Here is a 673-nt window from a genome sequence, read left to right as displayed (position 1 = left end):
CCTGGAGTCCAAGAACCTCGCCAACGATGTTGATAGCTCTGATAGTGGCTTGCTTCAGTGTCAAATTCTGTCTCTCAGTCATGAGGGGCGAGGTATCGCCAAAAATAAAGGCAAAACGCAATTTGTGCATTATGCCTTGCCCGGTGAGACTGTTTTGGCTGAGGTCTTGGCTCATCGTGCTAAATATGATGAGCTGGCTGCGGTGAAAGTGATGCAAGCTTCAGATCAACGTGTTGAAGCTGTATGCTCATATTATGGAACTTGTGGTGGCTGCAGCCTCCAACATATGGGGCATAAAGCTCAACTGGCGCATAAACAAACTGTATTGGCTGACCAGCTTAAGCACTTTGGGGATTTGGCTCCGCAACAATGGTTGCCGCTTGTCGAGAGTGAGCCGTGGGGTTATCGTTCGCGTGTCCGGCTCAGTGTCGACTATGGCCGAAAAGGAGAAGGGCTTCGAATTGGCTTTCGTAAAAAAGCCTCCAAAGAGACATTAGATATAGATTCTTGCCCAATTATGGCTAGTGAGCTTTCAAGTGCCTTACCCGTACTTAAAGAACTTGTTGCTTCAATCTCGGTGCATAAAGCACTTGGCCACCTGGAACTGTCCTTGAGTCGTGAGGGAATAGGCGTGTTGATTCGGCATGTGAAGCCTCTTGAGCAGAGTGACTTG

At 48.4% G+C, this 673-nt stretch carries 1 protein-coding gene; it reads left to right on the top strand.

The window, feature by feature from the left end; genetic code table 11:
• A partial coding sequence (locus A3761_RS27480) for a TRAM domain-containing protein (protein WP_369808206.1) occupies positions 1–673 on the top strand: 673 nt, incomplete at both ends.

This window comes from Oleiphilus sp. HI0123 (assembly GCF_001635315.1).
Note: the sequence above shows the minus strand (reverse complement) of the source record. Positions and strands in the feature narration are given on the sequence as shown.